The sequence below is a fragment of the Pseudomonas sp. 18173 genome (assembly GCF_050432945.1).
Lineage (GTDB): Bacteria > Pseudomonadota > Gammaproteobacteria > Pseudomonadales > Pseudomonadaceae > Aquipseudomonas.
Genome location: NZ_JBKFTN010000012.1, coordinates 152,046 through 175,518, shown reverse-complemented (window position 1 = coordinate 175,518; position 23,473 = coordinate 152,046). Strand labels below are relative to the sequence as shown.

General features: G+C 59.8%; 21 protein-coding genes. 8 read left to right on the top strand and 13 right to left on the bottom strand.

The genetic code is table 11. From position 1 onward, the window contains the following. Nucleotides 1-140 precede the first annotated feature (140 nt). The 8 genes from ACLD1X_RS15690 (at nt 141) to ACLD1X_RS15655 (ending at nt 7,932) form a co-directional block, all read left to right on the top strand. The gene (locus ACLD1X_RS15690; protein WP_008020688.1) at nt 141-1,235 is read left to right on the top strand and encodes an ABC transporter ATP-binding protein; all 1,095 of its coding nucleotides are present in this window, start codon (nt 141-143) and stop codon (nt 1,233-1,235) included. Beyond that, nucleotides 1,235-2,371, top strand: coding sequence for an ABC transporter ATP-binding protein (locus ACLD1X_RS15685; protein ID WP_429369112.1), 1,137 nt, complete (start codon nt 1,235-1,237; stop codon nt 2,369-2,371). The genes ACLD1X_RS15690 and ACLD1X_RS15685 overlap by 1 nt, the downstream gene beginning before the upstream one ends. Then, complete coding sequence (locus ACLD1X_RS15680) at nt 2,368-3,234, top strand: carbohydrate ABC transporter permease (RefSeq protein ID WP_196586120.1); 867 nt, start codon at nt 2,368-2,370, stop codon at nt 3,232-3,234. Before ACLD1X_RS15685 ends, ACLD1X_RS15680 begins: the two co-directional genes overlap by 4 nt. Before the next feature lie 8 nt (nt 3,235-3,242). Beyond that, nucleotides 3,243-4,043, top strand: coding sequence for a carbohydrate ABC transporter permease (locus tag ACLD1X_RS15675; RefSeq protein ID WP_169430960.1), 801 nt, complete (start codon nt 3,243-3,245; stop codon nt 4,041-4,043). 10 nt (nt 4,044-4,053) lie between these two features. Then, nucleotides 4,054-4,326, top strand: a complete 273-nt coding sequence (locus ACLD1X_RS15670; RefSeq protein WP_057399940.1) for a DUF2160 domain-containing protein — start codon at nt 4,054-4,056, stop codon at nt 4,324-4,326. Between the two features lie 48 nt (nt 4,327-4,374). Beyond that, nucleotides 4,375-6,117 carry an extracellular solute-binding protein gene (locus tag ACLD1X_RS15665; protein WP_429369109.1) on the top strand — a complete coding sequence of 581 codons (1,743 nt, stop codon included), beginning with the start codon at nt 4,375-4,377 and terminating at the stop codon, nt 6,115-6,117. 238 nt (nt 6,118-6,355) lie between these two features. Beyond that, nucleotides 6,356-6,853, top strand: a complete 498-nt coding sequence (locus ACLD1X_RS15660; protein ID WP_429369107.1) for a hypothetical protein — start codon at nt 6,356-6,358, stop codon at nt 6,851-6,853. Continuing rightward, nucleotides 6,850-7,932, top strand: coding sequence for a polymorphic toxin type 44 domain-containing protein (locus ACLD1X_RS15655; RefSeq protein WP_429369105.1), 1,083 nt, complete (start codon nt 6,850-6,852; stop codon nt 7,930-7,932). Before ACLD1X_RS15660 ends, ACLD1X_RS15655 begins: the two co-directional genes overlap by 4 nt. Nucleotides 7,933-8,742: 810 nt before the next feature. Here ACLD1X_RS15655 and ACLD1X_RS15650 read toward each other — a convergent pair. The 13 genes from ACLD1X_RS15650 to nuoC form a co-directional block, all read right to left on the bottom strand. After that, a complete protein-coding gene (locus ACLD1X_RS15650; RefSeq protein ID WP_429369103.1) occupies nt 8,743-9,120 on the bottom strand; it encodes a type II toxin-antitoxin system VapC family toxin in 378 nt (125 codons plus the stop codon). Continuing rightward, nucleotides 9,117-9,467, bottom strand: a complete 351-nt coding sequence (locus ACLD1X_RS15645) for a type II toxin-antitoxin system Phd/YefM family antitoxin (RefSeq protein WP_429369101.1) — start codon at nt 9,465-9,467, stop codon at nt 9,117-9,119. The genes ACLD1X_RS15650 and ACLD1X_RS15645 overlap by 4 nt, the downstream gene beginning before the upstream one ends. A 205-nt stretch (nt 9,468-9,672) precedes the next feature. Then, nucleotides 9,673-11,136 (bottom strand): NADH-quinone oxidoreductase subunit NuoN, encoded by a 1,464-nt coding sequence (gene nuoN / locus ACLD1X_RS15640; RefSeq protein ID WP_429369099.1) that lies wholly within the window; start codon nt 11,134-11,136, stop codon nt 9,673-9,675. Nucleotides 11,137-11,143: 7 nt separating this feature from the next. Further along, nucleotides 11,144-12,676 (bottom strand): NADH-quinone oxidoreductase subunit M, encoded by a 1,533-nt coding sequence (nuoM, locus tag ACLD1X_RS15635; RefSeq protein WP_429369097.1) that lies wholly within the window; start codon nt 12,674-12,676, stop codon nt 11,144-11,146. A gap of 39 nt (nt 12,677-12,715) precedes the next feature. Beyond that, nucleotides 12,716-14,569, bottom strand: coding sequence for an NADH-quinone oxidoreductase subunit L (nuoL, locus tag ACLD1X_RS15630; RefSeq protein ID WP_429369095.1), 1,854 nt, complete (start codon nt 14,567-14,569; stop codon nt 12,716-12,718). Continuing rightward, the gene (gene nuoK / locus ACLD1X_RS15625) at nt 14,566-14,874 is read right to left on the bottom strand and encodes an NADH-quinone oxidoreductase subunit NuoK (protein WP_007946416.1); all 309 of its coding nucleotides are present in this window, start codon (nt 14,872-14,874) and stop codon (nt 14,566-14,568) included. The genes nuoL and nuoK overlap by 4 nt, the downstream gene beginning before the upstream one ends. Nucleotides 14,875-14,876: 2 nt before the next feature. Further along, nucleotides 14,877-15,380 (bottom strand): NADH-quinone oxidoreductase subunit J, encoded by a 504-nt coding sequence (gene nuoJ, locus ACLD1X_RS15620; RefSeq protein ID WP_096510117.1) that lies wholly within the window; start codon nt 15,378-15,380, stop codon nt 14,877-14,879. 9 nt (nt 15,381-15,389) lie between these two features. Further along, entirely contained in the window at nt 15,390-15,935 is a 546-nt protein-coding gene (gene nuoI, locus ACLD1X_RS15615; protein ID WP_218191728.1) for an NADH-quinone oxidoreductase subunit NuoI, read from the bottom strand. Nucleotides 15,936-15,947: 12 nt separating this feature from the next. Continuing rightward, on the bottom strand, nt 15,948-16,955 hold the full coding sequence (gene nuoH / locus ACLD1X_RS15610) for an NADH-quinone oxidoreductase subunit NuoH (protein ID WP_429369092.1): 1,008 nt from the start codon (nt 16,953-16,955) through the stop codon (nt 15,948-15,950). Then, nucleotides 16,952-19,666: an NADH-quinone oxidoreductase subunit NuoG gene (nuoG, locus tag ACLD1X_RS15605; RefSeq protein ID WP_429369090.1), complete on the bottom strand. Its 2,715-nt coding sequence runs from the start codon at nt 19,664-19,666 to the stop codon at nt 16,952-16,954. The genes nuoH and nuoG overlap by 4 nt, the downstream gene beginning before the upstream one ends. A gap of 136 nt (nt 19,667-19,802) precedes the next feature. Then, a complete protein-coding gene (gene nuoF / locus ACLD1X_RS15600; protein ID WP_429369088.1) occupies nt 19,803-21,158 on the bottom strand; it encodes an NADH-quinone oxidoreductase subunit NuoF in 1,356 nt (451 codons plus the stop codon). Next, complete coding sequence (nuoE, locus tag ACLD1X_RS15595; RefSeq protein ID WP_007970445.1) at nt 21,155-21,652, bottom strand: NADH-quinone oxidoreductase subunit NuoE; 498 nt, start codon at nt 21,650-21,652, stop codon at nt 21,155-21,157. The genes nuoF and nuoE overlap by 4 nt, the downstream gene beginning before the upstream one ends. A 2-nt stretch (nt 21,653-21,654) precedes the next feature. Then, entirely contained in the window at nt 21,655-23,439 is a 1,785-nt protein-coding gene (nuoC, locus tag ACLD1X_RS15590) for an NADH-quinone oxidoreductase subunit C/D (protein WP_429369086.1), read from the bottom strand. Between the last annotated feature and the right edge of the window lie 34 nt (nt 23,440-23,473).

Genomic DNA, 23,473 nt, shown 5'->3' with positions numbered 1-23,473 from the left:
TTCATTTGTGTTCAGCAACGAACGTGACTCCCTAGTCATTTTCAAGAATTTCAAACTGAATCAATCGTTTGCAATTTCTGGCACAAATGTCGCTATACAGCTCCGGTCGCTTGATTCCAAAAATAAAAAAAGGCCGAGCCATGTCATTAACCCTGGAGCATGTCAGCCGCACCGTCGAGGGCCAGACCTGGATCGACGATGCCAACCTGAGTTTTGAACCCGGTTCCTTCAACGTTCTGCTCGGTCGCACGCTGTCCGGCAAAACCAGCCTGATGCGCTTGATGGCCGGGCTGGACAAGCCCGACAGTGGTCGCATCCTGATGAATGGCGTCGACGTCACTCAACGCCCGGTGCGCTTGCGCAATGTGTCGATGGTGTATCAGCAGTTCATCAATTATCCGACCATGACCGTCTTCGAAAACATCGCCTCGCCGCTGCGCCAGGCCGGTGTGTCCAGCGAGTTGATCCAGAGCAAGGTGCTGGAAACCGCGAAGATGCTGCGTATCGAGAAGTTCCTCCAGCGCCATCCCCTCGAACTCTCCGGCGGCCAGCAACAACGCACGGCCATGGCCCGGGCGCTGGTCAAGGATGCCGAGCTGATCTTGTTCGACGAGCCGCTGGTCAACCTCGACTACAAGTTGCGCGAAGAGCTGCGTCAGGAAATGCGCGAGCTGTTCAAGGCACGCCATACCATCGCGATCTACGCCACCACCGAGCCCAACGAAGCCCTGGCCCTGGGTGGCACCACGACCATTCTCCACGAAGGCCGGGTGATCCAGAGCGGCCCGTCTTCCTCGGTCTATCACCAGCCGCAATCGGTGCTGGCGGCGGAGCTGTTCTCCGAACCGCCGATCAACCTGATGCCGGGACGCATTGCCGGCAACGAAGTGAGTTTCGCCAATTTCGTGCACTTTCCGCTGAACGTCGACTTGCGTCCGGTGGGCGAGGGCGAGTTTCGCTTCGGCGTGCGGCCCAGCCATATCTCGCTGGTGCCGAGCAACGATGACGATCTTGAACTGGCGGTGACCGTCGAGGTGGCCGAGATCAGCGGTTCGGAAACCTTCCTGCATGTGCGCAACGAGCATTTCCTGCTGGTGCTGCACTTGCCCGGTGTCCACGAATACGACGTCGATGCGCCGATCCGCATCTACATCCCGACCCATAAACTGTTTGTGTTCGATACGCAGGGACGGCTGGTGCAGGCGCCGGGCCGGCGTGTCGCGAGGGTTGCCTGATGGCCGAAATCCGTTTGCAGAACCTCGCCCACAGCTACACCAAAACACCGGGCGGTCCCGAGGATTACGCGATCCGTGAGATGGACCACATTTGGGAGCAGGGTGGCGCCTACGCGTTGCTCGGTCCTTCGGGCTGCGGCAAGTCGACCTTGCTCAACATCATTTCCGGGTTGCTCAGCCCGTCCCAGGGCCATGTGCTGTTCGACGGCAAGGCAGTCAACAACCTGACCCCGGAGAAGCGCAACATTGCCCAGGTTTTCCAGTTTCCGGTGGTCTACGACACCATGACGGTGTTCGACAACCTGGCCTTCCCCTTGCGCAACCAGGGCATGTCCGAGGCGAAGATTCATACCAAGGTGCAGGAAATTGCCGAAGTCCTCGACCTGCAGAACCTGCTGAGCAAAAAGGCCCGCAACCTCACCGCTGACGAAAAACAGAAAGTCTCCATGGGCCGTGGCCTGGTGCGCGATGACGTGTCGGCGATCCTGTTCGACGAGCCGCTGACGGTGATCGACCCGCACCTGAAGTGGAAGCTGCGGCGCAAGCTCAAGCAGATCCACGAGCAGTTCAACATCACCATGGTCTACGTCACCCACGATCAACTGGAGGCCTCGACCTTCGCCGACAAGATCGCGGTGATGTACGGCGGGCAGATCGTGCAATTCGGTACGCCAAGGGAATTGTTCGAGCGGCCGAGCCACACCTTTGTCGGCTACTTCATTGGCAGTCCGGGGATGAACCTGATCGAAGTGCAGCCCCGGCCGGGGGGCGTCGGGTTTGCCTCGACCCACCTGCCACTGTCCGAAGCCATGCAACAGCGTATCGCCGAATCCGAATGGAAAACCCTGAAGGTCGGCATTCGCCCGGAGTTCGTCCATGTGTGGGACGAAGCCTTTGATGACGCGCTGCGGGCACAGGTCGTACACGTCGAAGACCTGGGCACCTACAAGATCATGACGCTCAACCTCGATGGCATGCCGCTGAAGGTGCGCCTGGCCGAAGACAAAGCAGTGCCGCAAGGCACGGCCTTCATCAGTTTTCCAGGGCAATGGCTGATGGTCTACGCCGACGAATTCCTCCTGGAAACCCAAAGCATTAATGAAGCGTCTGCCAACAAAAAAGAGGCACAGCCATGAACAAGGTGCAGAACAACAAGGCCTGGTGGCTGGTGCTGCCGGTGTTCCTGCTGGTGGCGTTCAGTGCGGTGATCCCGATGATGACCGTGGTCAACTATTCGGTGCAGGACATTTTCGACCAGTCCAGCCGCTATTTCGTCGGCGCCGACTGGTACAGGCAGGTGTTGCTCGACCCGCGCCTGCATGACTCGCTGCTGCGTCAGTTCATCTATTCCGCCTGTGTGCTGCTGATCGAAATCCCTTTGGGCATCGCCATAGCCCTGACCATGCCGACCAAGGGCCGCTGGTCTTCGGTGGTGTTGATCGTGCTGGCGATCCCGTTGCTGATCCCGTGGAACGTGGTCGGCACCATCTGGCAGATCTTCGGCCGCGCCGATATCGGCCTGCTCGGTTCGAGCCTCAATGCCATGGGCATCAGCTACAACTATGCGGCCAATACCATGGACGCCTGGGTCACCGTGCTGGTGATGGACGTCTGGCACTGGACCTCGCTGGTGGCGCTGTTGTGCTTCTCCGGGTTGCGGGCGATTCCGGATGTGTATTACCAGGCGGCGCGGATCGACCGCGCCTCGGCCTGGGCGGTGTTCCGGCATATCCAGTTGCCCAAGCTCAAGAGCGTGCTGCTGATCGCCGTGATGCTGCGGTTCATGGACAGCTTCATGATCTACACCGAGCCGTTCGTACTCACCGGCGGCGGTCCGGGCAATGCCACCACCTTCCTCAGCCAGACCCTGACCCAGATGGCCGTAGGGCAGTTCGACCTGGGGCCGGCAGCGGCATTCTCGCTGGTGTACTTCCTGATCATCCTGTTGGTGTCCTGGCTGTTCTACACCGCCATGACTCACTCTGACGCCAACCGCTGAGGCCCGCCATGAGCAAGAGAAAGCTTGTTCCGCTGCTGCTCTACATCCTGTTCCTGCTGGTGCCCATCTACTGGCTGCTGAACATGTCGTTCAAGAGCAACACCGAAATCCTCGGCGGCCTGACGCTGTTTCCGCAGGATTTCACCTTTCACAACTACAAGGTGATCTTCACCGACCCGAGCTGGTACACCGGCTACCTCAACTCGCTGTACTACGTCAGCCTGAATACGGTGATTTCCCTGAGCGTGGCATTGCCGGCGGCCTATGCGTTCTCGCGTTATCGCTTCCTCGGCGACAAGCACCTGTTCTTCTGGCTGCTGACCAACCGCATGGCGCCACCGGCGGTGTTCCTGTTGCCGTTCTTCCAGCTGTATTCATCGATCGGGTTGTTCGACACCCACATCGCCGTCGCCCTGGCCCACTGCCTGTTCAACGTGCCGCTGGCAGTGTGGATTCTCGAAGGCTTCATGTCCGGCGTGCCCAAGGAAATCGACGAAACCGCCTACATCGATGGCTACAGCTTTCCCAAGTTCTTCGTGAAGATCTTCATCCCGCTGATCGGCTCCGGCATCGGCGTCACGGCGTTCTTCTGCTTCATGTTTTCCTGGGTCGAACTGCTGTTGGCGCGCACCCTCACTTCGGTGAACGCCAAACCCATCGCAGCGGTGATGACCCGCACTGTCTCGGCATCCGGTATCGACTGGGGCGTGCTGGCGGCGGCGGGGGTGCTGACCATCCTGCCGGGCATGCTGGTGATCTGGTTTGTTCGCAACCACGTGGCCAAGGGCTTTGCCCTGGGCCGGGTATGAGGAGCTGATGATGGAATGGATGAGCTGGACAGTCCCCACGACGGCGTTCTTCGGCGTCATTGCCTTGATCCTGGTGGGCATGACCACCTGGGAGTTGCGTTCGCCGAGTGTGCTTCGGCGAGGTTTCCTGCCGATTGCCACCACCCGTGGCGATCGGTTGTTTATCGGTCTTCTCGGCAGCGCCTACCTGCATTTGCTGGTAATCGGCGTCACCGACTGGAGCATCTGGGTCGCTTTCGCGTTGTCCCTGGTGTGGCTGTTGGCTGTGATGCGTTGGGGCTAGTCGAGTCGCTCGGCAATGTTGCTCCGAAATCCCATACAGGAGGTCTCTATGTTCGACAAAAACAATAAGCTGCGACATAGCATTTCATTGGCAGCCATGCTGGCACTCAGCGGGTTGAGCGCAGCGGCCTGGGCCGATGCCTATGAAGACGCTGCGAAGAAATGGATTGGCGGCGAGTTCAAGCCATCCACCCTGACGGCCGATCAGCAACTGGCGGAATTGAAGTGGTTCATCAAGGCCGCCGAGCCGTTTCGCGGGATGGACATCAAGGTCGTCTCGGAAACCCTGACCACCCACGAGTACGAGTCCAAGGTACTGGCCAAGGCCTTTACCGAAATCACCGGGATCAAAGTGACCCACGACTTGCTGCAAGAAGGCGACGTGGTGGAAAAACTGCAGACCGTGATGCAATCGGACAAGAGCATCTATGACGGCTGGGTCAATGACTCGGACCTGATCGGTACGCACTTTCGCTACGGCAAGACCGAAGCGATCACCGACCTGATGGCCAATGAAGGCAAGGACTTCACTTCGCCGACCCTGGACATCAAGGACTTCATCGGCATTTCCTTCACCACCGCGCCAGACGGCAAGATCTACCAGTTGCCCGACCAGCAGTTCGCCAACCTCTACTGGTTCCGCGCCGACTGGTTCGAGCGGCCGGAGCTGAAAGCCAAGTTCAAGGAAAAGTACGGCTATGAGCTGGGCGTGCCGGTGAACTGGTCGGCCTATGAAGACATCGCCAAGTTCTTCAGCGAAGACGTCAAGGAAATCGACGGCAAGCGAGTCTATGGGCACATGGACTACGGCAAGAAAGACCCGTCCCTGGGTTGGCGCTTTACCGATGCCTGGTTCTCCATGGCCGGTGGCGGCGACAAGGGCATCCCCAACGGCTTGCCGGTGGACGAGTGGGGCATCCGGGTCGAGGACTGCCATCCGGTCGGCTCCAGCGTGACCCGTGGCGGCGATACCAACGGCCCGGCGGCGGTCTTTGCCACCACCAAATACGTCGACTGGCTCAAGGCCTATGCACCACCGGAGGCGGCGGGCATGACCTTCTCCGAATCCGGCCCGGTGCCGTCCCAGGGCAACATTGCCCAGCAGATCTTCTGGTACACCGCGTTCACCGCCGACATGACCAAGTCGGGTCTGCCTGTGGTGAACAGCGATGGCACGCCGAAATGGCGCATGGCGCCGTCGCCGCGTGGGCCGTACTGGGAGGAGGGCATGAAGCTGGGCTATCAGGACGTGGGCTCCTGGACCTTCATGAAGTCCACGCCTGAGAAGCAGAAACTGGCGGCCTGGCTGTACGCGCAGTTCGTGACCTCGAAAACCGTGTCGCTGAAGAAAACCATCGTCGGCCTGACGCCGATCCGCGAGTCGGACATCAACTCGCAGGCGATGACCGACCTGGCACCGAAACTCGGTGGCCTGGTGGAGTTCTACCGCAGCCCGGCCCGTGTGCAATGGACTCCGACCGGGACCAACGTGCCGGATTATCCGCGTCTGGCGCAACTGTGGTGGAGCCACATCGCCGAAGCCGCCAGCGGCGACAAGACCCCGCAACAGGCACTGGACGGCCTGGCCAAGGATCAGGATGCAATCATGAGCCGACTGGAGCGTTCGAAGGCCCAGGCCACCTGCGCACCGAAAATGAACCCTGAGCGTGATGCGCAATACTGGTTCGATCAGCCGGGCGCACCGAAGCCGAAACTGGCGAACGAAAAGCCGAAGGGCGAAACCGTGAGCTACAACGAGCTGCTGAAGTCGTGGGCGGATGCGCGTAAGTAACTGTTTGGGAGTGTGAAAGGCGAACGGCACCGGAAGGTGCCGTTTTTGTTTGTGTTGGAACCACAAAACGAACTTGCATTTCTCTACAAAGGCATCCTTTGAAGGATGCTGTAGGAAAAAGACATTTCCTTTTGACGAAACTTCCTAATCGTTCAGATGACCCTGCCGGAGGAGTCGCGACGCTGTTAGCGTCCGCCGCATTATTTCTGAACACCATTCCCGGAAGAAGGATTCTCAAATGAATGCACCATTGCACCCCTCGTATACCAACGAAGTCTCCGCTGAATTTCTTCGCAGTCTTGACGCCCCCCACTTCACTGAAGAGCGGCTTGCGCACTTTTGCGACGAAACTCTGGCCGTTGTTCGCCAAGGGCAGGCATACATAGAAGCTCATCCCGCCCACGCCATTTACCGAATTGCAACCGAGGGCAGCCAAACCCGCGACGGTGGGGTAGTCCGGCAAGCGACATCGCCGCTGGAGTTCACCCTGGAGAGTGGCCGGAAAGTACGTGCGGCACAGAAAGGCGATCACGTTGTGTACGCCGATGGAAGCACGGCGGAGATCGTGACGGGGGCGGGACAAGAAAATAGCGATGTGGCGCTGGTCGGCAGCCATCTTTGCAATGGCGACGAGATCATCAACACCTTACAAGACGGTTTTTTGTTAGTAGGGCGTGAAGGTGTAGCGATGGCCGAGGATTTTCTACCTTCGATCAAGGAGGACGGACATCAATGAACGAAGGACATTTCATTGGCCTGCATGACAAGACCACCTGTGGCGGTAGAGTCCTGGATGGCCATACCGGCGTCGTGATGTTCGGCATCGCCCATGCCCGCGAAGGTGATCGAGTCACCTGTGGCAAGGACGGCAAGACTTATAAGATTGTCGGCGGGATTTCCTACATGATCAGTCATGGCAAAGCTGTGGCGGGCACGCTGGACAGCCACAGCGATTGCCCCTGCAAAGCCCGGTTGATCCCTTCTGTGGTCACGGCGACCTATCAAAGCGAGGCACGCCCCGCACCGCGTGCGACCAGCGGTGTTGGCTCACCGGCGCCCCAAACTGATAACAAGTTTACATCGAAACAGCAGGGGGCTGATCCGAAACCTGCAGCGAAGGCCACGGCCTTTCTCGTCGATCCAGCTTCCTGCAATCACCCGGACCGAATGGAAGAATTGGCTTGCTACATAGCCAACGAGATGAACCGCAACATCACGCACCCTTCGGTTCTGAAAATGAAGGAGCTGAACAGCTATAGCCCGGAGGCTGAAACAAATAAATATATGGAAATCCCATTTTATCTGCGACTCGGTCATCAGCCCAACTTCCACAGCATCGCCCTTGTCAAGCAAGCCGAGGCGTTTGCACTATGGACAGAGCGGGTTGGGCAGAATCGGCCTTGGGATCATAAGCCGAAGATAAAGGCTAATTTTGGGGGCGATGTTCGCCACAAGCAGGGAAAATATGATTATTTTTACGATATTTGGTCGAATATTCATTACGGATATGTAGGAATGGCTGCAGGTTTTTCGGAGCAGGTGTTACTGGATGGTGCAGGTGCCGAGCAGATCATTTCCGATACGGTACGTAAGCTTCAAGATTGGGAAAACAAGCCAGGGCCTCATCGCTCAGAGGACATAAAGGGGTTAAGGGCGTGGGATGACATACCGGACAGGAAGTCGATAGCTATTGGCGTGAGCCTTTTCCGTATTTATTCAATCGGTGGGGTCAGCGCCAAGATTATTATGGATGAAGTGCTTGCGGGTGATCCTGCTGGTTGGGGGAAAGGCATAAGTGTGCACAGATGCAAATAAAAGGAACAGCTTATATCTGAAGCGCAGACTGCTAATGCTGTTGCTGTTGATATATTTTGTCTGGTACGTCGCCGTTCCGAGGGTGAAAATATATTTTTCAGAAAAAGGAAGCGGGAAGTTGGAGTTTGTTCTTAATACTCAGCACGATATTTTTAGAGGGGAAATCTCTCCTGGCGAATCTACAGGAGGGCCCGGTCATCTTTTTCCCGATGATAATTTCTTTATGCGGTTTGATTGGGTGGCGTCAAATAAAAGTCAATGCATAATGATAAAGAATCCTAAGTGGCCGACGACCAGCATTTACATCGGTGCGGATGGAACTCTCGACGAAAGTTCCATTAGTGGAACCGATTCAGATCGATTAGAAGAATGCCCTCAGCCATGAATAAAACAACCTGAGTTTAGACTTCAATGCGTCTTCGCGGAGAATCGCCTTTTTTATGTCTTTCTTTGCGGCTGAGTGTTTTGGAGGTCTGTAACGTCGAGGCGGGAGCCGCTTGTACGGAGGTCAGTGAACGAGCCCCCCGAAAATGAATCCCGAGCGCGACACACAATACTGGTTCGATCAATCACGCGCGCCGAAGCCGAAACTGGCGAACGAGAAGCCTAAAGGCGAAACTGTGAGTACAATGAATTGCTGAAATCGTGGGAGGCGGCGCGTAAGTAAAGTGGTTGTAATGTGAAACGCGAACGGCACCGGAAGGTGCCGTTTTCCTTTGTGCCTGATCGTCCGCTATCGCGATGGGAGTTCCCAGGATAACGAAGCAAAACCTTGTCATTCCGCTGAACACTAGCGTTGTGGTGAACCCGTCAAACCAACACAGCTAAATCCGTGTACTTGGCAACCAACGGGTCGGCGGTGAGAAGTTTCATGGGTTCAGTCATGGCTGTCGCAACAATGAGGCGGTCGAACGGGTCACGATGATGATGTTCGAGGTCTTTCACGGCAATGGCATGCTCGGACGTTACCGGCAATTCGATGAACCCGCTTTCGAGGCAGTACTGCCGGATTTCCTCCAGATCAACGTTCAGCTTTCCCAACCCGATCTTGATCGCCATCTCCCAGAATGACGCTGCGCTGACATATATGTCGGCAGCGTTCTCGATGAGCTTTCTGGCTTTTCCGGAGAGTCTGGGATCATCACTGAGTGTCCAGAGCAAAATGTGCGTGTCGAGCAGAAGCCTCATTCGTGAGCGCCTTCAAACATATCGAACATGTCGTCCGACAGTGGCGCGTCGAAATCATCGGGAAGTACAAGTTTGCCTTTCATCGTTCCGATGCGCTGGCCACAGGTTTTCCCCACCGGAACCAGACGTGCGAGAGCCCGACCGTGTTTGGCAATCGTGATGATCTGCCCAGCGGCTGCGTCATCAACGAGTTTTGATAGATTGTTTTTTGCTTCGGCCAGCGGAACGACGATCATGATTTCTCTCCCATATTCTGGACAAATATAGCCAGAATATTCACGGAGGGCAAAAATGCGTGGTTTCTCAAGGGTGGCAGGAGCCAGTTCGGAAAAGATGTCACGGTTCATTGTTCGCTCTCGTATTGGTTTCTCGATCCAGCAGTCATTAAAGATAAAACCAGGTGCTCGATCTTGATGTAGGACGAGGTGGGTAATACGGCGAGAGCTTTCGGGGATTGTCGGAGGAGGGGAGCGTGCTGGTAAAAAATCCCACAAACGCAAAAACGGCACCCGAAGGTGCCGTTTCTGTTTGCTACCAGGTGTCGCTAAGCGATCAACCCGCCAGGCCCGATTGCTGAACCAGGTTCAGCAGCGGCTGCGGATACAGGCCGAGGAAGAAAGCCAGTACCGCGATGGCCAGCAGCATCACGCCGCCTGCCTTCTGTTCCCAGTGCAGTTGAGCGTCGACGCGGCGCAGGTTTGGCTCGATCAGGTACAGGGTGACCATCACTCGCAGGTAGTAGAACACGCCGATGGCACTGCCCAGTACCAGGGAGGCGACCAGCCACCACTGATGGGACTCGACGCCGGTGGCGATGATGTAGAACTTGCCGATGAAGCCTGCGGTCAGCGGGATACCGGCCAGGGACAGCATCATCACGGTCAGCACGGCGGTCAGGTACGGACGGCGCCAGAACAGGCCGCGGTATTCGTACAGGGCGTCTGCGTCACGGCCTTTGTACGGCGAGGACATCAGGGTGATCACGCCGAAAGCGCCGAGGCTGGTGATCACGTAGGTGACCAGGTACACGCCGATGGCTTCCACGGCCAGGCCCTTGCTCGCCACCAGGGCGATCAGCAGGTAGCCGAAGTGGGCGATGGACGAGTAACCCAGCAGACGCTTGAGGTTGCTCTGGGTCAGGGCCAGCAGGTTACCGAACAGGATCGACGCGATGGCGATGATGGTCAGCACGTTGCTCAGCACGCCGCTGCTCGCAGCAGGGGAGATCTGGAACAGACGCACCATCACGGCGAACACGGCAACCTTGGAAGCGGTCGCCAGGAACGCTGCAACCGGTGCCGGAGCACCTTCGTAAACGTCCGGAGTCCAGAGGTGGAACGGCACCAGCGACAGCTTGAACGCCAGGCCGATCAGCATCATGCCCAGGCCCAGTTGTGCCAGCGAGCTTGGCAGGCCGGTAGCCGCCAGTGCCTGGCCGATGCCGACGAAGCTCAGGGAGCCGGCGTCAGCGTAGAGCAGGGCCATACCGAACAACAGGAACGCGGAACCGGCCGCCGACAGCACCATGTACTTGATGCCGGCTTCCAGCGAGCGCTTGTTGAAGAAGGCATAGGCCACCAGACCGTAGACCGGCACCGACAGCAGTTCCAGACCGACGAACAACCCGGCCAGGTGCTGCGCGCTGACCAGCACCAGGCCACCGGCGGCGGCCATCAGGATCAGCAGGTACAGTTCTTCACGGTTGCCCGGGTAACCCGTGCCGCCATCGCCGAGGTAGGCGTGGGCGAGGGTGACACAGGCGAGGGTGGCGACCAGGATCAGCGCCATGTACAGGCAAGCGAAGCTATCGATTTGCAGCAGTGGGGTCACAGCCAGTGGCGCGACCTTCAAGGCTGGCAGGATCGACAGCAACGCCAGGTTCAGACCCGCCACCGACAGCAGGAAGGTCTGGGAGTGGTTGCGGCGCCAGGCAATTGCCAGCATCACCACGATGATCGTGGCGCTGGTAATCAACAGCGGCGCTAGCGCGATAAAGTGTTGAGTCGTGAATTCCATAGCGCTCTTACCGGGCCGAAGCGAGTTGAGTGAAGGCGGTGCCGAGCCATTGCTGCACGCCATGCATCGTAGCGGCAGAGGTATCGAGGAACGGTTGCGGGTAGATGCCGATGTAGATCAGCAGCGCTGCCAGGCCGACCACCATGATCATTTCGCGACCGTCCATGCCATGCATCACCGCGTCCGATTTGGCCGGGCCGAAGTAGGCACGATGGATCATGATCAGCGAGTAGACCGAACCGAACACCAGGCCGGACGTCGCGATGATGGTGACCCACGGAGCGAACGGGAAGGTACCGATCAGGATCAGGAACTCGCCGACGAAGTTACCGGTACCCGGCAAGCCCAGCGACGCGGCCGCGAAGAACAGGCTGAGGGCCGGCAGGTAGGCGATCTTCGACCACAGGCCACCCATTTCACGCATGTCGCGGGTGTGGGTGCGTTCGTACAGCTGGCCACTCAGGATAAAGAGTGCCGCCGCCGACAGGCCGTGCGCCAGCATCTGCATCACTGCGCCCTGCAGCGCCAGTTGGCTGCCGGAGTAGATGCCGATCAGGACGAAGCCCATGTGGGAAACGGACGAGAAGGCAATCAGACGCTTGATGTCGGTTTGCGCGAACGCCAGGAACGCACCGTAGAAGATCCCGATCAGACCCAGGGTCATGGCGAACGGCGCGAACTCGGCCGACGCATTCGGGAACAGCGGCAGGGCGAAACGCAGCAGGCCGTAGGCCGCGGTCTTGAGCAAGATACCGGCGAGGTCGACGGAACCTGCGGTCGGCGCCTGGGCGTGAGCGTCAGGCAACCAGGAGTGGAACGGCACGACTGGCAGCTTCACCGCGAAGGCGATGAAGAAACCGAGCATCAGGATGTACTCGGTGGTGGTCGACATCTTGGTCTTCAACAGGTCGGCGTAGTTGAAGGTAATCACGCCGGTGTCGTTGAAGTTGACCAGTACCAGGCCCAGGATCGCCACCAGCATGATCAGGCCGGAAGCCTGAGTGAAGATGAAGAACTTGGTCGCCGCGTAGATCCGGGTTTTCTTGCCGTCCGAAGAACTGTGACCCCAGAGCGCGATGAGGAAGTACATCGGCACCAGCATCATTTCCCAGAAGAAGAAGAACATGAACAGGTCGAGGGCGAGGAACACGCCGACGACACCGCCCAGGATCCACATCAGGTTCAGGTGGAAGAAGCCAACGTGACGCTGGATCTCTTTCCACGAGCAGAGTACCGAGAGGACACCCAGCAGGCCGGTCAGCATGATCATCAACAGCGACAGGCCGTCGAGGGCCAGGTGCACGTTGATGCCAAAGCGCTGGATCCAGACGTGCTTGAACTCAAGCGCCCAGGTCGGATCGGCACCCGGTGCCGGTGCAAACGAATAGTCGCCGTTGGCCCACAGCCAGAGGCCGAGGGAGAGCAACAGGGACATGGTGATCAGCGCAATCCAGCGGGGGAGGGTGGCGCCGAAGCGCTCACCCATCCAGCACAGCAGGCCGCCGATGAAGGGGATCAGGATTAGCCAAGGCAGAATCATGACGGGCTCAATTCCTTTCGCAAGTTCGCAAGGTTCATATCAGACCGCTACCAGCACGACGGCGCCGATAACCAGCACGGCACCAGCAGCCATCGAGGCGGCGTACCAACGCAGTTGACCGGTCTCGGTACGGCTCAGGGCGGTGTGACCGCCTTTGGCCATACGCGGGATCAGACCGATGGTCTGGTCCAGCGGGTCTTTGCGCAGGATGTGGCTGATCGCCAGGTATGGCTTGACGAACAGTTTGTCGTAGATCCAGTCGAAGCCCCAGGCGGCGAACCACCAGGCCGACAGGAAACGGCCGATGCCGCTGTTGGCGATGGCGGTCACGAAGCGACGCTTGCCGAGGAACAGCAGCGCGGCCAGCAGGATACCGGACAGGGCGATGGCGCCCGAGGCGATTTCCAGGCTGTGCTTGGCTTCGCCGCCGGCATGGCCGACGCTTTCCGGCAGTACGCCGTGCAGTGGCGGAACGATCATCGCGCCGATGGCGGTGGACAATACGATCAGCACCGACAGTGGCAGCCAGTGGGCGATGCCGTGACCGGCGTGGGCTTCGGTCTTCGCTTCACCGTGGAACGCGATGAAGATCAGGCGGAAGGTGTACAGCGAGGTCATGAACGCGCCGACCAGACCTGCGTAGAGCAGACCGTGGTTGCCGCTGGCGAACGCTTCCCAGAGGATTTCGTCCTTGGAGTAGAAGCCTGCGGTCACCAGTGGCAGGGCCGCCAGGGCCGCGCCGCCGACGATGAAGCTGGCGTAGGCCAGAGGCAGTTTCTTCCACAGACCGCCCATCTTGAAGATGTCCTGCTCGTGGTGGCAGGCAACGATCACCGCACCGGAGGCAAGGAACAACAGGGCCTTGAAGAACGCGTGGGTCATCAGGTGGAAGATCGCGCCATCCCAGGCACCGACGCCCAGGGCCAGGAACATGTAGCCGATCTGGCTCATGGTCGAGTAGGCGAGGATACGCTTGATGTCGGTCTGGACCAGGGCGGCGAAACCGGCCAGGACCAGGGTCACGCCACCGACGATGCCTACAAGGTGCAGGATTTCCGGCGCCAGGGTGAACAGGCCGTGGGTACGGGCGATCAGGTAGACACCGGCGGTCACCATGGTTGCGGCGTGGATCAGTGCCGAAACCGGGGTAGGACCGGCCATCGCGTCCGCCAGCCAGGTTTGCAGCGGCAGTTGCGCGGATTTACCGACAGCGCCGCCCAGCAGCATCAGGGTGGCCAGGACCATCCAGATATTGCCCGCCTGGAACTTCTGCGGTGCCAGCACCAGCAGTTCCTGAACGTTCAGCGTGCCCAGTTGGGCAAACAGGATGAACAGGCCGATGGCCATGAACACGTCGCCGATACGGGTCACGATGAAGGCCTTGAGTGCCGCGTTACCGTTGTTGCGGTTGCTGTAGTAGAAACCGATCAACAGGTACGAGCACAGGCCCACGCCTTCCCAGCCGAAGTACAGGAACAACAGGTTATCGCCCAGCACCAGGAACAGCATGCTGGCGATAAACAGGTTGGTGTAGGCGAAGAAACGCGAGTAACCGTCTTCACCGCGCATGTACCAGGACGCGAACAGGTGGATCAGGAAGCCCACGCCGACGACTACACCCAGCATGGTCAGGGACAGACCGTCCAGGTACAGCGCAAAGTTCGGCTTGAAGCCTTCCACCGCCATCCACTGCCACAACACCTGGGTGTAGTGACCGCCTTCCGGTGGCGCGACGTTGAATTGCCAGATCACGTAAGCCGCGACGATGGCAGACAGGCCGACGGAACCAACGCCGATCAGCGCCGACAGGTTTTCCGAGAGGCGGCCGCGCGAGAACGACAGCAGCAGGAAACCGATAAGAGGGAATACGAAAGTCAGAAAGAGTAGGTTCATCCGCGCATCTCACTGGCAGCGTCGATATCGAGCGTGTGGAAGCGGCGATACAGTTGCAGCAGGATAGCCAGGCCGATACTGGCCTCGGCGGCTGCCAGGCTGATCACCAGGATGAACATGATCTGCCCATCCGGCTGCGCCCAGCGGCTACCGGCAACGATGAACGCCAAGGCGGAGGCATTCATCATGACCTCCAGGCTCATCAGCACGAAGAGGATGTTGCGGCGGACCATCAGGCCGACCAGACCGAGGCAGAACAGGATGCCGGCAACCGCCAGACCATGCTCCATAGGGATAGCAGGCATCGTCATTGCTCCTTGGCTTCGTTACGGCCCAGATGGAACGCCGTGACGGCTGCGGCAAGCAGCAGCATCGAGGCGAGTTCGACCACCAGCAGGTAAGGACCGAACAGGCTGATGCCCACGGCCTTGGCGTCTACGGTGGTGTGGCCGACGGCCTGGCCGGTCTGGTGGGAGAACAGCACATACAGCAGTTCAACCAGCAGCAAGGCGGCGAGGGCGACCGGGCCGCCCCAGATACCGGGCTTGAGCCAGACGCGCTCTTGCTGAACCGAGGCCGGGCCCAGGTTCAGCATCATCACCACGAACACGAACAGCACCATGATGGCGCCAGCGTAGGCGATCACTTCCAGGACACCGGCAAACGGTGCGCCGAGGGCGAAGAACGTCATCGCCACGGCGATCAGCGAAATGATCAGGTAGAGCAGGGCGTGCACGGGGTTGGTGTTGGTGATCACGCGGAGCGTGGACACCACAGCGATACCCGATGCGAAATAGAAAGCGAATTCCATCTTTCTTCCTTAAGGCAGCAAGCTCTTCACGTTGACCGGTTCGGCTTCATTCTGCGCGGAGCCCTTCGGCTTACCGGCAATCGCCATACCTGCAACACGATAGAAGTTGTAATCAGGGTTTTTGCCGGGGCCGGAGATCAGCAGATCTTCTTTCTCGTAAACCAGGTCCTGACGTTTGAACTCGGCCATTTCGAAATCCGGCGTCAGCTGGATCGCGGTGGTCGGGCAGGCTTCCTCGCAGAGGCCGCAGAAAATGCAGCGCGAGAAGTTGATGCGGAAGAAGTCCGGGTACCAGCGACCGTCTTCGGTTTCAGCTTTCTGCAGCGAGATGCAACCGACCGGGCATGCCACGGCGCACAGGTTGCAGGCTACGCAACGCTCTTCGCCGTCGGGGTCGCGGGTCAGGACGATACGTCCACGGTAGCGCGGCGGCAGGTAGACCGGTTCTTCCGGGTACTGCAGCGTGTCGCGCTTGCGGAAGGCGTGGCCGAAGATCATCACCAGGCTGCGAAGCTGGGTGTAGAGGCCATGCACGATGTCAAATATGTACTTCATGATTCTCTATCCTCACTGAGCCGCGACGGCGGGCGTGTTGAGCAACACGATCGCAGCGGTCACCAGCATGTTGACGAGGGTCAGCGGCAGGCAGAACTTCCAGCTGAAATCCATCACTTGGTCATACCGTGGGCGCGGAATCGAGGCGCGCAGCAGGATGAAGAACATGATGAAGAACGCGGTTTTCAGTGCGAACCAGATGAACGGGATCTGCGGCAGGATGCCGAACGGGCCGTGCCAGCCACCGAAGAACAAGGTCACCAGTAGCGCAGAAATCAACACGATGCCGATGTACTCACCGACGAAGAACATGCCCCATTTCATGCCGGCGTATTCAATGTGGTAACCGTCGGCCAGTTCCTGTTCCGCTTCCGGCTGGTCGAACGGGTGACGGTGAGTCACGGCGACGCCAGCGATGAAGAAGGTCAGGAAACCGAAGATCTGCGGAATGATGAACCACATGTTCTGCGCCTGGTATTCAACGATGTCACGCATGTTGAACGAGCCGACCTGGATCACGATGCCCATCAGCGACAGGCCCATGAACACTTCGTACGACACCGTTTGTGCCGAGGCCCGCAAGCTGCCCAGCAGGGCGAACTTGTTGTTGCTCGACCAGCCGGCGAACAGCACCGCGTAGACCGACAGACCCGCCATGGCGAAGAAGAACAGGATGCCGATGTTGATATCCGCCACACCCCAGGTCGGGGTGATCGGGATGATCGCGAAGGCAATCAGCAGGGCGCTCATGGCCACGACCGGTGCCAGGGTGAAGATCACCTTGTCGGCAAACGGCGGCGTCCAGTCTTCCTTGAAGAACATCTTGATCATGTCGGCAGCGATCTGGAACGCACCGAACGGACCCACGCGGTTCGGGCCGTAACGGTCCTGCCAGAGGGCGAGCAAACGACGCTCGACCCAGCTGAGCAGGGCGCCGCAGACCACCACGGCGAGCAGGATCACCACGGCCTTGAGGACCGCGATGATGATGTCGATCACTTCAGGAGTGAACCAGGTCATTGAGCTGCCTCCTGCAGACCGTCAGCGGATTTGCCAAAGATTGCCGGTGGAATGCCGGCGATGCCCGCAGGCAGTGCCACCAGGCCAGCGCCCAGCTCTTCATTGATGCGCAGCGGCAGACGCAGGGTCTGGCCGGCGACGTTGAAGCTCAGCATGGCACCATCGTTGACGCCCAGGCGGTCGGCTTCGGACTTGGCCAGTGCGACGTAGGCGGCTGGAATGCGTTCCTGAACCGGAGCGGCTTTCGAAGAGTTCTCTTCGCTGCCGAACAGGTGGAAGAACGGTACGACCTGCCAGGTGCCCTGGGCCGGGTTGAACGCACGCGGAACAGCGGCAAACCAGTTCAGCGAGTCACCGCTGCTTTCGATCAGGCGGGTGCCCGGGTCGCCAGCGCGGATGTGACCACCGACTTCGTCCTGGAACTTGTTCCAGGCTTGCGGCGAGTTCCAGCCCGGAGACCAGGCGAATGGCACTTGCTGACGCGGTTCGGCCGAACCCGAGTAACCTTCCATCGAGAAGGCGAACGCGGTGTCCTTGTCCTGCGGGGTACGCGGTTCGTGTACGCTGATGTCGGCGCGCATGGCGGTACGACCGGAGTAACGCAGCGGCTCACGGGCCAGTTTCATGCCCTTGATGCGGAACGCGGCGGACGGTGCGGCATCGACGATGCGGTTCAGGATCGAGGTGCTGGAAGCGACGGCAGCGGTGACGTGGTCCAGTTGGGTCCAGTCGATCGGCTGGTTCAGCAGGGTTGCGCGCAGGGCATGCAGCCAGCGCCAGCCTTCATGAACCAGGATGCTTGCATCCATGTACTTCGGATCGAAGACCTGGAAGAAGCGCTGGGCGCGACCTTCCTGGCTGACCAGGGTGCCGTCGCCTTCAGCGAAGCTGGCGGCTGGCAGGACCAGGTTGGCGCGATCGCTGGTGGCGGTTTTCTGATGGTCGGCAACGATCAGCACTTTCGTGGCGGCCAGGGCAGCGTCGACACGGGCTTTATCGGTGCGGGTGTACAGATCGTTTTCCAGCACGACGATGGCGTCGGCACGACCGTCGATCACGGCTTGCAGCGCGGCGTCGACCGATTCGCCACCGAGCATGGCCAGGCCGAGGCTGTTGGCCTCAGGCACGATCAGGCTGATGGAACCGTTTTTCTCGCGCAGCTTCAGGGCTTTGGCGATGTTCGCGGCGGCTTCGATCAGCGCCTTGGAACCCAACGAGGTGCCGGCAATGATCAATGGACGCTTGGCCGCGAGCAGGGCGTCGGCAATGCGCTTGGCCAGTTCGAGGGCTTCAGCATCAAGACCTTCAACGGCTGGAGCGCTGGCGTCGAGGGCGTGAGCCACGGCGAAACCGATGCGGGCCAGGTCGTCGGGAGCGGCGTGAACGCACTCTTCGGCGACGTCGTCGAGCTTGGTTTCAGCCAGGCTGGCGATGAACAGCGGGTTCAGCGCGTGCTGGCCGATGTTCTTCACAGCGGCATCGAGCCAAGGCTGGACGCGCATGGCGTCGGCCATGTCTTCAGCCTTGCCCTTGACCGATTGACGCAGGGCCAGGGCCATGCGCGCAGCAGTTTGGGTCAGGTCTTCACCGAGGACGAACACGGCGTCGTGGTCTTCGATGTCGCGCATGTTCGGTACAGGCAGCGGGCTGTCTTTGAGCACTTGCAGGACCAGACGGATGCGCTCCAGCTCGGAGGCTTCGATGCCGGAGTAGAAGTGCTCGGCACCGACCAGCTCGCGCAACGCGTAGTTGCTTTCGAGGCTGGCGCGTGGCGAACCGATACCGACGATGTTGCGGCCGCGCAGCAGGTCGGCGGCTTTATCCAGCGCTTCGTCGAGGCTCAGCTTGGCGCCGTTGGCCAGCAGCGGCTGACGTGGACGGTCGGTGCGGTTGACGTAGCCATAACCGAAACGGCCACGGTCGCACAGGAAGTACTGGTTCACCGAACCGTTGTAGCGGTTTTCGATGCGACGCAGTTCGCCGTAACGCTCGCCCGGGGAGATGTTGCAACCGCTGGAGCAGCCATGGCAGATACTCGGCGAGAACTGCATGTCCCACTTGCGGTTGTAGCGCTCGGAGTGAGTCTTGTCGGTGAACACACCGGTCGGGCAGACCTCGGTGAGGTTGCCGGAGAACTCGCTTTCCAGCACGCCATCTTCAACGCGACCGAAGTACACGTTGTCGTGGGCGCCGTACACGCCGAGGTCGGTGCCGCCGGCGTAGTCCTTATAGAAGCGCACGCAACGGTAGCAAGCGATGCAGCGGTTCATTTCGTGGGAAATGAACGGGCCCAGTTGCTGGTTCTGGTGAGTGCGCTTGGTGAAGCGGTAACGGCGCTCGTTGTGGCCGGTCATTACCGTCATGTCTTGCAGGTGGCAGTGACCGCCTTCTTCACAGACCGGGCAGTCGTGAGGGTGGTTGGTCATCAGCCATTCGACAACACTGGCGCGGAACGCCTTGGACTCTTCATCGTCGATGGAGATCCAGGTGTTGTCGGTGGCAGGCGTCATGCAGGACATGACGATACGACCACGGGTGTCGTTCTCGTCGGTGTACTGCTTGACCGCGCACTGGCGGCAAGCGCCAACGCTGCCAAGGGCAGGGTGCCAGCAGAAATACGGAATATCGAGGCCCAGAGACAGACATGCCTGTAACAGGTTGTCTGCCCCATCGACTTCGAGCGCTTTGCCGTCTACGTGGATAGTGGCCATGGTTCAAAGTTCTTCGTTGGCCCGGTGTCAGCGGGCGTGGCTAATGGAATCTTGTTATCCGCGTGAATCAACACAGCCGGTAAAGGCGTCATCACACGAAAAGCGAAGGGCACGGACCCTTCGCCTTTTTAAGCATTTACGCGCCGACTACGATCGGCCTTGCCAGAGGCGGGACGGCGGCGCTGACAGGCGCGATACCGGCTTCGAACTCTGGACGGAAGTATTTGATTGCGCTGCCCAACGGCTCCACGGCGCCCGGTGCGTGAGCACAGAAGGTCTTGCCCGGGCCGAGGAAACCGACCAGACCCAGCAGGGTCTCGATGTCGCCTGGCTGGCCTTCGCCGTTCTCGATGGCCATCAGCAGCTTGACGCTCCATGGCAAGCCATCACGGCAAGGGGTGCAGAAACCACAGGATTCGCGGGCGAAGAACTGCTCCATGTTGCGCAGCAGGGACACCATGTTGACGCTGTCGTCCACCGCCATGGCCAGGCCGGTCCCCATACGGGTGCCCACCTTGGCGATGCCGCCGGCGTACATTTGTGCGTCCAGGTGCTCAGGCAGCAGGAAGCCGGTACCGGCGCCGCCTGGCTGCCAGGCCTTGAGCTTGTAACCGTCGCGCATGCCACCGGCGTAGTCTTCGAACAGCTCGCGAGCGGTGACGCCGAATGGCAGTTCCCACAGGCCCGGGTTCTTCACCTTGCCGGAGAAGCCCATGAGCTTGGTGCCCATGTCTTCACTGCCTTCGCGGGCCAACGATTTGTACCAGTCCACGCCGTCGGCAATGATCGCCGGCACGTTGCACAGGGTCTCGACGTTGTTCACGCAAGTCGGCTTGCCCCACACGCCTACGGCGGCAGGGAAGGGCGGCTTGGAGCGCGGGTTGGCGCGACGGCCTTCGAGGGAGTTGATCAGTGCGGTTTCTTCACCGCAGATGTAACGCCCGGCGCCGGTGTGGACGAACAGCTCGAAATCGAAGCCGCTGCCCAGGATATTCTTGCCCAGAAGGCCTGCAGCCTTGGCTTCTTCCACGGCACGGTTCAGGTGCTTGGCGGCGGTGGTGTACTCGCCACGCAGGAAGATGTAGCCACGGTAGGTTTTCAGTGCGCGGGCACTGATCAGCATGCCTTCGATCAGCAGATGGGGCAGTTGCTCCATCAGCATGCGGTCTTTCCAGGTGTTCGGCTCCATTTCATCCGCGTTGCACAGCAGGTAGCGGATGTTGATGGATTCGTCTTTCGGCATCAGGCCCCACTTCACGCCAGTGGGGAAGCCTGCACCGCCGCGGCCCTTGAGGCCGGAGTCTTTCACGGTCTGGACGATGTCGTCCTGGGCCATGTCGGCGAAGGCTTTGCGCGCAGCGGCGTAACCGTTCTTGGCCTGGTATTCGTCGAGCCAGACGGCTTCGCCGTCGTCACGCAGACGCCAGGTGAGCGGGTGAGTCTCGGCCGAACGCTTGATGCGGTTGGCAGGACCGAAGGAAGTCAGGGTCATACGTAGCCCTCGAGCAATTTGGCAACGCCTGCTGGCTGCACATCACCGAAAGTGTCGTCGTCGATCATCAACGCCGGCGCCTTGTCGCAGTTGCCGAGGCAGCACACCGGCAGCAGGGTGAAACGACCGTCGGCAGTGGTCTGCCCCAGGCCGATGCCCAGCTTGCTCTGGATCTCGCTGACCACCGACTCGTGGCCGCCGATGTAGCAGACCATGCTGTCGCAGACGCGAATGATGTGACGGCCCACTGGCTGACGGAAGATCTGGCTGTAGAACGTCGCCACGCCTTCAACGTCGCTGGCCGGGATGCCGAGGATCTCGCCGATGGCGTACAAGGCGCCGTCCGGCACCCAGCCGCGTTCCTTCTGGACGATCTTCAGGGCTTCGATGGACGCCGCGCGCGGGTCTTCGTAGTGATGCAGCTCGTGCTCGATGGCCGAGCGCTCGGTTTCGCTCAAGGCGAAACGGTCTGTCTGGATAAGCGTGCTGTTCATGCTTAGCGGTCCACGTCGGCCATAACGAAATCGATACTACCCAGGTACGCAATCAAGTCCGCGACCATGCTGCCTTTGATCACCGAAGGGATCTGCTGCAGGTGCGGGAAGCTTGGGGTACGAATCCGGGTGCGGTAGCTCATGGTGCCGCCATCGCTCGTCAGGTAATAACTGTTGATGCCCTTGGTCGCTTCGATCATCTGGAAGGATTCGTTGGCCGGCATGACCGGGCCCCACGAAACTTGCAGGAAGTGCGTGATCAGGGTTTCGATGTGCTGCAGGGTGCGCTCTTTCGGCGGCGGCGTGGTCAGCGGGTGATCCGCCTTGTACGGGCCTTCCGGCATGTTGCGCAGGCACTGGTCGATGATCCGGATGCTCTGGCGCATCTCCTCGACACGCACGATGCAGCGGTCGTAGGCATCGCCATTGGCCGCCAGCGGTACTTCGAATTCGAAGTTCTCGTAGCCCGAGTACGGGCGCGCTTTACGCAGGTCGAAATCGCAACCGGTCGAACGCAGACCAGCACCGGTGACGCCCCATTCCAGGGCCTCTTTGGTGTTGTAGTCGGCGACGCCGATGGTCCGGCCACGCAGGATGCTGTTGTCCAGGGCGGCCTTCTGGTATTCGTCCAGACGCTTGGGCATCCACTCGACGAAATCCTTGACCAGATTTTCCCAGCCGCGCGGCAGGTCGTGGGCGACGCCACCGATGCGGTACCAGGCCGGGTGCAGGCGGAAACCGGTGATGGCTTCGATCACGGTGTACGCGCGCTGACGGTCGGTGAAGGTGAAGAACACCGGGGTCATGGCGCCGACGTCCTGGATGTAGGTACCCAGGAACAACAGGTGGCTGGTGATCCGGAAGAACTCGGCCATCATGATGCGGATGACGTCGACCTTCTCCGGCACCTTGATGCCGGCCAGCTTCTCGACCGAGAGCACGTACGGCAGGTTGTTCATCACGCCGCCGAGGTAGTCGATACGGTCGGTGTACGGGATGAAGCTGTGCCAGGACTGACGCTCGGCCATCTTCTCGGCACCACGGTGGTGGTAGCCGATGTCCGGGACGCAGTCGACGATCTCTTCACCGTCCAGCTGCAGGATGATGCGGAACGCACCGTGCGCGGACGGGTGGTTCGGGCCGAGGTTGAGGAACATGTAGTCCTCGTTCGGGCCGGAACGCTTCATGCCCCAGTCTTCAGGCTTGAAGCGCGCAGACTCTTCCTCGAGCTGTTGCTTGGCCAGGTTCAGGGTGAACGGATCGAACTCGGTGGCGCGGGCCGGGAAGTCCTTGCGCAGCGGGTGACCTTCCCAGGTCGGCGGCATCATGATGCGCGACAGGTGAGGGTGGCCTTTGAAGTCGATACCGTACATGTCCCAGACTTCACGCTCGTACCAGTTGGCGTTCGGCCAGATGCTGGTGACGGTCGGCAAGCTGAGGTCGCTCTCGGACAAGGCGACCTTGATCATCACGTCACTATTACGTTCGATCGACATCAGGTGGTAGAACACGGAGAAGTCGACGCCGTTCGGCAGCCCCTGACGCTTGGTGCGCAGACGCTCGTCCACGCCGTGCAGGTCATAGAGCATGACGTACGGCTTGGGCAGGTTACGCAGGAAAGTCAGGACTTCGACGAGTTTGGCGCGGGCAACCCAAAGCACCGGCATGCCGGTGCGGGTAGGCTGGGCGGTGAACGCCTCCGGGCCAAAACGGTTGTTCAGTTCGACGACCACATCCTGGTCGTCTGCCTTGTAAGGCGGGATGTACAGAGCACTGCCTGTAGTCATGGTTATTTATCGCTTTCGGTCAACGTAAAGAATG

Bases quoted from the DNA above. Each gene is read 5' to 3' on its own strand.
- ACLD1X_RS15690 (WP_008020688.1), top strand. From the start codon at position 141: ATGTCATTAACCCTGGAGCATGTCAGCCGCACCGTCGAGGGCCAGACC.
- ACLD1X_RS15685 (WP_429369112.1), top strand. From the start codon at position 1,235: ATGGCCGAAATCCGTTTGCAGAACCTCGCCCACAGCTACACCAAAACA.
- ACLD1X_RS15680 (WP_196586120.1), top strand. From the start codon at position 2,368: ATGAACAAGGTGCAGAACAACAAGGCCTGGTGGCTGGTGCTGCCGGTG.
- ACLD1X_RS15675 (WP_169430960.1), top strand. From the start codon at position 3,243: ATGAGCAAGAGAAAGCTTGTTCCGCTGCTGCTCTACATCCTGTTCCTG.
- ACLD1X_RS15670 (WP_057399940.1), top strand. From the start codon at position 4,054: ATGGAATGGATGAGCTGGACAGTCCCCACGACGGCGTTCTTCGGCGTC.
- ACLD1X_RS15665 (WP_429369109.1), top strand. From the start codon at position 4,375: ATGTTCGACAAAAACAATAAGCTGCGACATAGCATTTCATTGGCAGCC.
- ACLD1X_RS15660 (WP_429369107.1), top strand. From the start codon at position 6,356: ATGAATGCACCATTGCACCCCTCGTATACCAACGAAGTCTCCGCTGAA.
- ACLD1X_RS15655 (WP_429369105.1), top strand. From the start codon at position 6,850: ATGAACGAAGGACATTTCATTGGCCTGCATGACAAGACCACCTGTGGC.
- ACLD1X_RS15650 (WP_429369103.1), bottom strand. From the start codon at position 9,120: ATGAGGCTTCTGCTCGACACGCACATTTTGCTCTGGACACTCAGTGAT.
- ACLD1X_RS15645 (WP_429369101.1), bottom strand. From the start codon at position 9,467: ATGAACCGTGACATCTTTTCCGAACTGGCTCCTGCCACCCTTGAGAAA.
- nuoN (WP_429369099.1), bottom strand. From the start codon at position 11,136: ATGGAATTCACGACTCAACACTTTATCGCGCTAGCGCCGCTGTTGATT.
- nuoM (WP_429369097.1), bottom strand. From the start codon at position 12,676: ATGATTCTGCCTTGGCTAATCCTGATCCCCTTCATCGGCGGCCTGCTG.
- nuoL (WP_429369095.1), bottom strand. From the start codon at position 14,569: ATGAACCTACTCTTTCTGACTTTCGTATTCCCTCTTATCGGTTTCCTG.
- nuoK (WP_007946416.1), bottom strand. From the start codon at position 14,874: ATGCCTGCTATCCCTATGGAGCATGGTCTGGCGGTTGCCGGCATCCTG.
- nuoJ (WP_096510117.1), bottom strand. From the start codon at position 15,380: ATGGAATTCGCTTTCTATTTCGCATCGGGTATCGCTGTGGTGTCCACG.
- nuoI (WP_218191728.1), bottom strand. From the start codon at position 15,935: ATGAAGTACATATTTGACATCGTGCATGGCCTCTACACCCAGCTTCGC.
- nuoH (WP_429369092.1), bottom strand. From the start codon at position 16,955: ATGACCTGGTTCACTCCTGAAGTGATCGACATCATCATCGCGGTCCTC.
- nuoG (WP_429369090.1), bottom strand. From the start codon at position 19,666: ATGGCCACTATCCACGTAGACGGCAAAGCGCTCGAAGTCGATGGGGCA.
- nuoF (WP_429369088.1), bottom strand. From the start codon at position 21,158: ATGACCCTGACTTCCTTCGGTCCTGCCAACCGCATCAAGCGTTCGGCC.
- nuoE (WP_007970445.1), bottom strand. From the start codon at position 21,652: ATGAACAGCACGCTTATCCAGACAGACCGTTTCGCCTTGAGCGAAACC.
- nuoC (WP_429369086.1), bottom strand. From the start codon at position 23,439: ATGACTACAGGCAGTGCTCTGTACATCCCGCCTTACAAGGCAGACGAC.